14 protein-coding genes are annotated in these 8,920 nt (G+C 66.4%); 1 reads left to right on the top strand and 13 read right to left on the bottom strand.

What is annotated here, in order from left to right:
- Positions 1-4: 4 nt before the first annotated feature.
- From B7R22_RS17325 to B7R22_RS17280, 11 genes are all read right to left on the bottom strand, one after another.
- Positions 5-754 (bottom strand): IPT/TIG domain-containing protein, encoded by a 750-nt coding sequence (locus tag B7R22_RS17325; protein ID WP_116412942.1) that lies wholly within the window; start codon positions 752-754, stop codon positions 5-7.
- 56 nt (positions 755-810) lie between these two features.
- On the bottom strand, positions 811-1,251 hold the full coding sequence (locus tag B7R22_RS17320; RefSeq protein ID WP_116412941.1) for a hypothetical protein: 441 nt from the start codon (positions 1,249-1,251) through the stop codon (positions 811-813).
- On the bottom strand, positions 1,244-1,624 hold the full coding sequence (locus B7R22_RS17315) for a hypothetical protein (RefSeq protein ID WP_147305446.1): 381 nt from the start codon (positions 1,622-1,624) through the stop codon (positions 1,244-1,246). Before B7R22_RS17315 ends, B7R22_RS17320 begins: the two co-directional genes overlap by 8 nt.
- Positions 1,625-1,644: 20 nt before the next feature.
- The gene (locus B7R22_RS17310) at positions 1,645-1,989 is read right to left on the bottom strand and encodes a hypothetical protein (protein ID WP_147305445.1); all 345 of its coding nucleotides are present in this window, start codon (positions 1,987-1,989) and stop codon (positions 1,645-1,647) included.
- Positions 1,989-2,393: a hypothetical protein gene (locus B7R22_RS17305; RefSeq protein WP_116412938.1), complete on the bottom strand. Its 405-nt coding sequence runs from the start codon at positions 2,391-2,393 to the stop codon at positions 1,989-1,991. The genes B7R22_RS17310 and B7R22_RS17305 overlap by 1 nt, the downstream gene beginning before the upstream one ends.
- Positions 2,394-2,395: 2 nt before the next feature.
- Positions 2,396-2,902 (bottom strand): hypothetical protein, encoded by a 507-nt coding sequence (locus B7R22_RS17300; RefSeq protein ID WP_116412937.1) that lies wholly within the window; start codon positions 2,900-2,902, stop codon positions 2,396-2,398.
- Positions 2,903-2,991: 89 nt separating this feature from the next.
- Complete coding sequence (locus B7R22_RS17295) at positions 2,992-3,585, bottom strand: hypothetical protein (protein ID WP_216363514.1); 594 nt, start codon at positions 3,583-3,585, stop codon at positions 2,992-2,994.
- 41 nt (positions 3,586-3,626) lie between these two features.
- Complete coding sequence (locus B7R22_RS17290) at positions 3,627-4,565, bottom strand: P22 phage major capsid protein family protein (RefSeq protein WP_116412935.1); 939 nt, start codon at positions 4,563-4,565, stop codon at positions 3,627-3,629.
- Between the two features lie 21 nt (positions 4,566-4,586).
- Positions 4,587-5,327, bottom strand: a complete 741-nt coding sequence (locus B7R22_RS18905) for a hypothetical protein (protein WP_147305444.1) — start codon at positions 5,325-5,327, stop codon at positions 4,587-4,589.
- 175 nt (positions 5,328-5,502) lie between these two features.
- Complete coding sequence (locus tag B7R22_RS19350; RefSeq protein ID WP_172582528.1) at positions 5,503-5,646, bottom strand: hypothetical protein; 144 nt, start codon at positions 5,644-5,646, stop codon at positions 5,503-5,505.
- Positions 5,643-7,547 carry a phage minor capsid protein gene (locus tag B7R22_RS17280; RefSeq protein WP_172582527.1) on the bottom strand — a complete coding sequence of 635 codons (1,905 nt, stop codon included), beginning with the start codon at positions 7,545-7,547 and terminating at the stop codon, positions 5,643-5,645. The genes B7R22_RS19350 and B7R22_RS17280 overlap by 4 nt, the downstream gene beginning before the upstream one ends.
- Positions 7,548-7,591: 44 nt before the next feature.
- On the opposite strand from B7R22_RS17280, the gene B7R22_RS17275 reads away from it, so the two are divergent.
- On the top strand, positions 7,592-8,329 hold the full coding sequence (locus B7R22_RS17275; protein WP_116412932.1) for a hypothetical protein: 738 nt from the start codon (positions 7,592-7,594) through the stop codon (positions 8,327-8,329).
- On the opposite strand, the gene B7R22_RS19580 is transcribed toward B7R22_RS17275, so the two are convergent.
- Positions 8,326-8,637 carry a hypothetical protein gene (locus B7R22_RS19580; protein ID WP_216363513.1) on the bottom strand — a complete coding sequence of 104 codons (312 nt, stop codon included), beginning with the start codon at positions 8,635-8,637 and terminating at the stop codon, positions 8,326-8,328. The genes B7R22_RS17275 and B7R22_RS19580 overlap by 4 nt on opposite strands.
- Before the next feature lie 11 nt (positions 8,638-8,648).
- Complete coding sequence (locus B7R22_RS19345) at positions 8,649-8,795, bottom strand: hypothetical protein (RefSeq protein WP_172582526.1); 147 nt, start codon at positions 8,793-8,795, stop codon at positions 8,649-8,651.
- Positions 8,796-8,920: the final 125 nt, after the last annotated feature.

The raw sequence follows: 8,920 nt of genomic DNA, 5'->3' as shown, positions 1-8,920 counted from the left end.
GTGGTTACGCACCTCGCACATACGGGAAGCCCGCGGAGACACCGAGCGCGTTCGTGAGGAGGACCTGCGCGGTACCGGCGGCCCCAACAGGGACCTCGAGCACGACCGTGCGGCCATCGATGGGGGTGATGCTCGTCGCCGCGGTGCCGCCGATGGTGGCCGCGGTGATGGCGCCGAGGTTGTAGCCGCGGACGACGACGTTCTTGCCCGTCGCGGCGGGGTTCGGCGAGCCGACGACCGACTCGATGATCGGCGCGCCCGTGCCGGCGATCGGCGACGTGATGTCGTCGACCACCCCGTCGGAGGTAAGCGTGAACGAGTACGACGCCTTGTCGGCGAACCCGACGGAGGTGTCTTCGGCGTGGACGCTGAAGCTGCCCTGGTGGGCGGGCACGGACGGGGAGAGAGCGTCGAACCACTGGAAGTCGTTGAGGTTCGCGACTCCGTTGGCGTTCGCGATCCCGAGGAGGGCGATGAGCCAGTCCTGCGCGATCTCGCCGGTGGAGTCGCGGACGACCTCGACGTCGAAGGTGACGACCCAGTTGTCGCCCTGCTTCCGCGACGCGGTGCGACCTTTCTGGCCGTAGTTCTCCCGGGCCTGCGTGATGCCGGAGGGGACGGGCTTGAGGTTGTTGATGTCGCCGGTGATGTTCTCGAACACACCAGCGCGCTTCATGCGGAGGATGCGTTCGTGGGCGTTGGCCAGTGTGCCGTCGGTGGGCACCGTGGCGTCGAAGATCGACGTGTCAGACATTTGACTCCTTGTGTGATGGTTGGTGCCGCAGAATGCGACGGTCCCGGGTGGGAGGTTCAGGCGACCTGGCGGCCGTGGAAGTGGAAGGTCTGGAAGAAGCCGACGAGCCCGTTCGCGTCCGCGCTGATGAACAGCGACGAGACCTGCTCCACCGTGCGGAATGTCAGCGGGGGGAGGGCGAGCTGGTCGCGGTTGTGGAGCGCGTCGAGCAGATGCTCGGAGACGTTCTCGGCGTCGTTACGGGAGCCCGGGAGCCGGGTGCGGATCTGAACCGGGGTGATCCGGTTGGCGCGGCCGTCGAGGACCGGTGTGAGGGTCGTGAGGATGAGGCAGCGCCGGATCGTGAGGGGCAGGTCCGGGCCGTTCGTGAAGATCCCGGGCAGCACCGCCGTCTCGGCGGGGGTGTACGGCTCGACCGGTTTGTAGATGCCGAGGCCCCCGCTGGCGAGGTAGACCGCGAGGCTCTTCTTCAGCGTCACCGGGTACGAGTCAGCCACCCTTCGCCTCCTTGCGGATGATGTCGACGATCGCCTTCGCGTTCTGCTCGGCGGGCTCAGACAGGTAGTGGGAGGAGCGGCCGTTCTGGAAGTTCGAGTTGCCCGCGTACCGGCGGCCGAGGGAGTCGACGAGAGGCTGATCCTCGTGCCACCTGGCGGCGTACGGGGTGTCGTAGATGACCTCGGCGGCCTCATCTTCCTTCGTCGCCGGATTCACGGTCCCTGACGCGAGGAGCGTGCCTTCGTCGTCCATCGGCACCTTTACCGACGACAGCGCGAGAAGATACTCGGCGGCCTTGTTCTGGCCTCGCACGAGACCGACGAGCACCCCGTTGGCGACGTCGCCGATGGAGAGCGTCTGCTGCACCTTCATGCGCTGACCCATCGCCCACCTCAGTCCGTGTAGGCCTCCACGTGGGAGGGTGTGCGTCGGTACTCGAACAGCGATGACGTGATGACCTGAGCGCGGCGCTCGCGCGAGGTGCCCGCCCACACGGTCACGTAGGACCCGGGCAGAACGTCGTTGGCCATCAGGAGCACGACGAACGTGTCCGCGGTGACCTCTTGGCCGGCCGTCGGTGACGTGGATCGGCGGTCGATGACCAGCTTCGACTTCTGCTCCACGTACGCGGGCACGTCGGGCACAGGATCGGAGTACTTCGTGCCCGCGTTGCCTTCGCCTTCGAGGTGCTCGATCACCACTCGCTGCGGCAGGTGCCTCTTCTGAAGCCGGGGCATCAGTACCCCACCGCGAGGTACAGCCCGGCATTGCCGAGGATCGCGAGCGCCTTCCCGCCGAGACGGTCGCTCTGGCCGTCTGTGGCGGTCTCCCGGGAGCTGGTGGTCCCGAGGGACACCGAGCCGATCTTCACGGCGCCAGCGTGGGCGTCAGCGCCGGAGTGGTCGCCGGTCTCTTGCCAGTACTCGACGATCGCGCATGTCGCCTCAGCGAGCGCCTCGAGGAGTGCGGTGCCGGTGGGCTGGCCGTTGTCGTCGACGTCGTAGTGCGCCAGGCGGATGAGCTTCTGCACCTCGATGGTTGCCGAGCGGAGCCGCTTTGTGAGTACTTCGTCCGAGAGGTCGGAGTCATCCTCGGCGAAGCGGGTGTAGTCGGCGGGCGTTGCGAAGCTCGGCGTGGCCATGGCTACTCCTCGGTGCGGTGATTCGTTCCGTCTGCAGGGTCGGCCACCGCGTTTGCGGTGGCGCCGGCGGGTGCGGGCGGGAGAAGTCCGAAGCTGTCGCTCGGAAGCGTCACGGTCTCGCCAGAAACGGTCGAGTCGGCGTTCAGCGGTTCGGCAGGCGCCTGACCGTCTTCGAGGATCCGGATGGTCTGGCATGCCTCGATGGCGGAGATGATCTCGGCTTTCTTGCGGGCCTGCTTCGGGATGTCGATGCCCTCAACATTTGCGATGTCGCGGAGCTCAGCGATCGTGAGGTCCTCCAGCATCGTCGCTGTGATCTCTTCGGGCTGGTCTGTGAACAGGTCGTCGACGTCGTACTCGATGTCGTACTTGTGCTGGATGAGCGCGGCGTGGAGGTTTGGCTTGTCGGCCAGGTCGACGTACGCGTAGCCGTCGTAGAACTTGAGGCCGCCGAGACGGTCGATGAACGTGCCCTTGCTGGGCGGGTTCGGGTGCTTGATGCGTGCCACGGTCGGGGTTCCGTTCGGTGAGAAGTGTGAAGGGGCCGGTGCCGCCCGCCGATATATGCGGGCGGCACCGGGTCGTGCACGATGCAGGTCTACTGCTTGGCGACCTTCGCGAGGATCTCGTCGTGAAGGGTGGCGCCGTCGAGGTCGATCTCTTCGCGTCGGGCGTAGGCCTTCAGCTGGAGGATCGTCCACTCTTCGGTCGGGTCGCCGGCGGGCGCAACACCTGCAGCCTCGATGGCCGTCAGGTACTCGCCCTTGTTCTTGGCCTCGGCAAGGTCGATCCGCTCGCGGGTAGCGAACGCCTTGATCGCGGCGACGGACCACTTGTCGGTGGGTTCGCCTTCCGGGATGTCGGCAGGACCGTCGTCGGGAGTGGTGCCGCCGTCGCCTTCCGGGGTTGGCGCGTTGGCGGCGAGCGCCTCGGCCTGCCGGCGTGCGGCTTCCTCCTGCGAGATGATCTCCGCAGGGTTGGAGAACCCCGCGCCCGCGGACACGAGCGGCGGGTTGCCACCCGTGACGGGTTCGAGGTTCACGGGGCCAGCGACAGGGATCGGATCCGCCGCCGGAGACATCGAGTCCGACACGAACACGGGAGAGGCGGGTGCCGCTTCCGGTTCGCTGTCCTCGACGCTCCAGCGGGCGAGACCTTCGAGGTGATCGAGACGCTCGTCAGCCTCGATCACCTGGCCGTCCTCAAGGGACGTGTACTTGAAACGGGCCATCGTTACGCGACCCGGTTCGCGCCCTTGAGGAGGACTGCCCGCTTGGCGTCGAGGAGCTTGACACCGAAGAGGAAGTCCACGCTCACGACCTGCTGCTTGTACTTCTGGTCGTAGCCGTGCGTGACGCGCAGCGACAGACCCTTGAAGTTCCGCACGGCCGCGTCGACGCCGCTGCCCGCCGGGGGGAGCTCGAGCGGGGCCGACGCGAGGGCGAGAGCGGACTTGTGGAACGCGAGCCCGATCTCGGTCGTCGGTGCGCCGATCGCCGGCGCGCCCGCGGGCTGGCCCACGTTGCCTGTCTGGAAGGTGTCGAACCCGAACAGGCTCTTGCCGATCGAGCCCTCACGCAGCGCTTCGGTGGTGCCGGACTTGTCAGCGTGCTTGAGCAGGTCCGTGTTCAGCCAACGGCTGGCCATGGTCGGGCCGACGACCGCGTAACGGTCGCGCAGCGGCACCTTGTTCACGTCCAGCTGCCGCTTCGCCTCGATGAGGACCTCGGGGGTGTCCCACGTCTGCTTGAGGGTGTCGGCGTTCGGGTGGGTGCCGGCGACCTGCGTCACGCCGGAGCGCAGCGCGAGGATCGCGAGGTCGACGTACTGCACGATGGCCTCGCACGCCGGGGTGAGGAGGCGCTCGTCGAAAGCGTCCATCTTGAGGGTCATGTCCTCGTCGGTGACCGCGAACGACACGTCGGGGATCGTGTCGAGCACGACGGGGATGCTGTCTTCCACAGCGTCCTGCAGCTGGATGCCGTTCGCGCGGTTGAACGCCTGAGCGGTGAACGTGGCGGGCTTCCGGATGTTGATGGTGTTGCCGAGCTTCTTCGTCGCGAGCTCCGCACCGTAGTCGGTGTGGACGAGCTCCCCGAGGAAGGTGGACTCGTACAGCGTTGCCATCGCCTGGTCAGCGATAGCGGACGCCGTGAGGAATGCGTTTGCCATGGTGGTGGCCTCTCTGTCGGGCTAGAAGCCTCGACGCTTTCGGCGATCCTTGATCAGGTCGTCGATTGATTTGGGTCCCGGGTTCGGGGTCCCTCCGGGTGGTACGTCCCCGCCGCTGCGCCCGGCCACCTGGACTTCGCGCAGTTTCGGGTTCTTCTCGATCGCGGTCTTGACGATCGCTGCCACCTGGGCTGCGTAGTCGTCCGCTTCGGGATCGATGTCTTTGAGGAGGTCATCGGACTTGATGACCGCGCGCACGAGCGACTTGTCGCCGCCGTGTGCAGTGGATGCGTCGTTGATCGCGTCGCGTTCGTTGCGGGCGATGTCCTTCGCGGAGAGCGTGGTGACCTGACCGCGGAGCGTGTCACGTTCGGCCTGCAGCTCAGCGATGATCTCGTCGGGCGTCTTCTCCTTGTCGCCGTCGACGACACCGAGCTTCTTCGCGAGCTCCGTGGCCCACGCCTTCTGCCCGTTCTGGAGCGCCTCGTCGATCTGCTGCTGGATCTTCTCGCGGTTCTCGACGCGCGCCGCGGCGGCTTCCTCGCGAACCTTCCGGATCGCATCCTTGGCCGTGTCGGGCCACCCACTCTCGTCGTCGGCGGGCGGCGCGGCCGGGACGGGCGGAGGTGACGGCTTCGGCGGGTCGGCGGGCGGCGTCGGGTCGGCCGGGGGTGTCGGCGGCTCGTCGGGCTGCTTCTGCTGCTGCTCGCGCTGCGGCACCCAGCTCAGGGCGGGCGGGACGATCGGGAATGAGTCGGACATGATGCTCCTTCGCGGCACCTGGCCGCTGTTGGGTCACCCACCCCTGCGGTGGGAGTTCAGTTCCACACCGCAGGGGTTGCAGGGCCCGCCCACGGTGTGGAAGTCAGTGCGCGTTCGAGGACGCAAAAGAGCCCCGCAGCGGGTGAGCTACGGGGCTGAGTGGGACGCGACTAGATCAGTCGAGAGGGAAGGCGGGGTCCGGGTTCTTCAGGAGCCACGCATAGTTGCGTGCCTGGTCTTCGGTGAATCCGTCGCGGATGTAGGCGGCGATGAGTTCCTCTTCGGTCGACGCTTCCACGTCGATGTCAGGGATCATCATTTCAGCACGCCCATCTCTTTGAATATGGCGTCCATCGTAACCGCTACAGGCTCGAAGTCGTCGGCTTCCCACTGTCTCGCTGATACGGCCACGTTCTTGTCCGTGAGCCAGTGATCCACGCCGGCGAGCATGTTCTTGTTCCCAGAGCGGACCGCGACCCACTGGGCGTAGGAGCGACCCCAGACCTCAGCGTCGTCGAGCAGGTACTTCAGGTGTTCCTTCTCCGCCCGGGTGGGGGCGATGAGCTGGCGTTCCCGAAGCTTCTTGACCGCGTCGGTGTCGTGCACCGCATCGAGCCAGTCCCGGGTGGTCTGCTTCGTCGGTGCGCGAGATTCGAAAGCGTCCGTTGCCGTGCCGAGCATGGACCGGTCGAGATAGTGACCGATCTCGTGGGCAGTCGTGAGCTCTACCGTGGGGCCGGTCGCCCGAATCTGAATGATCGACGTCTGGTGGTTGTAGGCACCCATCCACCCGGCCGTTGTCGGCGCAGTGTTGACCTGGACCGGTGTCAGACCCTTCGGGATGCTGTGCACGTCAGAGATGCTCGAGCGGGCGGCGCGGACCTCACCGCCGAGCGTGGAGGTCTTCGCGATCTGGATGTCGATGTCGCGTCGGATCGGGGTGACCGGCGCAACTGGTGCTGGTGGGCGCGGGTTCTTTGGCGCGTTCGGCGTTGATGGCGTGCTCGGCGGCCGGGGAACGCCCTTGCCGTCGGCGAAGTGCAGCTGCTCGCGCTTGCTGTTCCGCTTCCGGCCGGTCGCGTCGAGGTGGTCGCGGAGCTTCAGCTGCGCTTCCTTCACCTCGGCCTGCGCCCGCTTCGCCTGCAAGGGATCCGCGGCGAGCGCTTCCTTCCGCTTCGCCGCGCGGATCTCGACCTCGATCTCGCGCTGACGCTCGCGCGCCTTGTCCGCGGCCCCGTCGTAGACGAATCCGGCCTGCGGGTTGGGGAGACCGGGGAACACGGCCACGAACTTGTGGGAGCAGTTCGGGTGCATCAGGCCAGCGGCGCGCGCCTGCTCGGTGGTGCCGTCGATGTGCACGACGACGTCGCCCTCGTCTGTGGCGTGAGGGAGCGTGACGTCGCCGGTGCTGCCGTCAGTGGATAGAGTCTTGCCGACCCACGGTGCGCAGCGAGGGCAGGACGCGGGAGACCCGACCGGGGTGACCAGGTTGAGGCCCGACTGCTGCATCCGGTTCACGCCGGCGTCGTTGAACGCGCGTGCCACGGAGGTGCGGCCGGCCATCTCGGCGTACGTGCCGATCTTCCAGTGCCGGTCGGCCTTGTCGACGAACCCGGTCACACCTTCGGCGAGGAACCGCTGCACGGCCTGCTGCTGCGCGCGCGTCTGTGTGGAGACGCCGAGGAGAACGTTCGGGGTGCTCATCGAGATGATGCGCTGGTACGCGTCCCGGGGGAAGCGAGTGATGCGCTGGTTCATCTCTTCGAGACGGGACTGCAACGACTCGGTGAGCGCGGCGACGGCCTGCGTCGACGTGCCGTTCAGCGTCGTGGTCCCCGGGAGGCGGCGTGCCTGGCCGAGCTGGCGTGCAGCCTCAGCCTCACCCTGCTGTGCGGCGACGTCGATGATCTGCTGCGCGAGGCCCTCATCGTTCAGGCGCCCCACTGTCTGCACGGAGAGGTACTGAAGCTCACGGAGCGACTTCGCGCGCTCGCCGGCGAGTTCCGCCAGCTGGCGGTTCCGCTCGAGCGCGTACCGGAGCCCGGACGCCTTCGCCTCATCCGCGGTCTGGATGGCCAGGCGGAGATCGATGTCGCGGTACGCGCGCTGCGCGATCTCGCGGATCAGTTCGTCTTCAGCGTTCGCGTACCGCTCGGCGAGAGCGCGGCCAAGGTCATCAATGAGGTCTTCAGCGGAGAGGTCGAGCTCGGTGTCAGGCACGTAGAGCGCCATGGAGCGGCCTCCAGCGTCGGTATTATCGGCTCATGGGGAACTCAGCAAGAGAACTGGCGCAACTACTCGTCGGATGGCGGGACAAGCTGGAAGGGCAGTCGATCTATGGCACCCGAGAGGGTGCCGCCCCCGGCAGCCTCGAATTCTGGCGAACACAGGGCCACGCGATTGACCTGCTCGAAGACACCGACCGGATGCTCGCAGTCATGGCTGCTGCAGGTCGACCGATTGATCATTATGAACCTGCCGTGATTGCTTGCTACCGAGGCATTTTCTCGGCCGACTTCGCGTGGTCGACGCCTCAGGGGGAGGCTGGACTCATCCCTCAGTGGGCGATCGGACTGCTGATCTCCCTGGCAGAGGTGATCGACGGCCTCTCACCGTCGGTGGGGCCGAGCCAAGAACAGCGGGCGACGGTATCAGAAGGTCTGACGGACGTCTTCGCTCTGCTTTCCGACGAATCGCTCGGTTTGAGCACCCTGCAAAGGGAGTACGTGTTCGAACTTGTCTCCGAGATCCGCAAGCTGCTCGAAGAGAACCACCTGTTCGGCTCGGTCGACTTGGTAAAGAGGATCAACGAGCTCTACGGCGTACTCAGTCGCATCATGGCCGGGTTAGACGACACCGAGGAGTCAGGGCAGGCCCGCGACAAAATCCGCCTCGCCTTGGCGAAGATCGCACCCGTTGCGTGGGTGGGTATCCAGTTGGCAGGGATTCTCGTCGGCGGTGCTTCCAGCGTGCAATCCCTGACGGCGGGCCCTCCGGCCTAGTCTGCCCATCCAGCAGGCAGCGGCACCATGTCGACGGTCTGACCGACGAGCTCGTGTGTGCAGTCGCCGAGGTACTCGATCCGGCCGACGCGGACGTAGCTGTGGCAGATGTTCCCTAGCGGGATGTCGTGCTCGCCGGTCTCTGGGTTCCAACGGTTGTGGCGCGACAGGTAGGATCCGTCGAACGTGGGGGCTTCGAGCGTCCCCGTCATCATCCAGCGCTTATCGAAGACATGGAGGGCATCGCATCCCGGACACCACCAGTGGTAGCGGGGCGTTTCGTCGGCGTCGTCGATGTGCTTCGTCATCACCGGGTTGGTCACTGGTCGCCTCCGAAGCCGATCTTGGGCCGCGAGTAGTCCGGTTCCCACATGCGCTCGCGGAAGCCAGAGTTTTCGAACACGGTTCCGCCGTGCTGGCCGCCACGCTCAAGCTCGGCGCGGACGACCCGGGCAGACTCGTTCATTCGGGCAACCTGCTTGCGGACTACGGCGAGACGGCGAAGGCTCCGAGGGTGTGTGCATGGTGGCCCTCCGATAGGTTCAGGTCATGGTGAATTCAGTAGAAGCGACCTTTGTCGGCGGCCCGCGG

This window comes from Subtercola boreus, from assembly GCF_003399635.1.
GTDB classification, from domain to species: Bacteria; Actinomycetota; Actinomycetes; order Actinomycetales; family Microbacteriaceae; genus Subtercola; species Subtercola boreus_B.
This window is presented reverse-complemented; position numbering and strand designations above follow the sequence as displayed.